This window comes from Komagataeibacter kakiaceti JCM 25156, assembly GCF_000613305.1.
This window is the reverse complement of record NZ_BAIO01000878.1, coordinates 1-604: the sequence shown is the minus strand read 5'-3', so window position 1 is coordinate 604 and position 604 is coordinate 1. Positions and strand designations below refer to the sequence as shown.

The 604-nt window shown below is 67.5% G+C and carries 1 pseudogene; it reads right to left on the bottom strand.

Annotated features, from left to right (window positions below):
• Nucleotides 1-329 (bottom strand): annotated as a pseudogene (locus tag JCM25156_RS28340) (shikimate kinase); the annotation flags it as partial.
• Nucleotides 330-604 lie beyond the last annotated feature (275 nt).

Here is a 604-nt window from a genome sequence, read left to right as displayed (position 1 = left end):
CAGAACCACCGGCGGCCCGGCCAGCAGGCGGCGGATGACCAGCCTTTCGCCCCGGCGGAATTCCGGCTCACCATATTTTTCGAACAGGTCGGCGATGGTGCAGCCGGCGGCGCGCTCGATTTCCTCATCCGAATCGACAAACGGAATCCCCAGCCGCGTAGCAGGATACGGCCGATGGTCGTCTTGCCCGCGCCCATGAGCCCGACAAGCACGATGGTCCGGCCGCCGCCCGCCCGCCGGGGGGCGGCGGGGCCAACGGCGTTCAGGTCAAGCGGAATGGTGAGCGAGGGGGACTCCGGGCCGGGCCGGTGGGGAATCGGGCGTGACATGGCGGGCAACCTAACATACAGCAGGACGGAACCGGTAGAGTCCGCGGGCGGGATCACGCCCGCGCTGGCTGGGGGGCATGCCCCGCGCCACGACAGGACAGGGGGCCGGATTGCGCAGGATATGGGAAGCGGTTTGATGATCCGTATTGTTATTGCCGTGATTGGCGTGCTTGCCTGGGTGGGTGGGATTTTGTCTCTCTGGGGTCTTTCCGCCCGCGCTGGTGCAGCACGACGTGCATAAGGATATTCCGATGGCGGCCGCCGTCGCCCCGCCG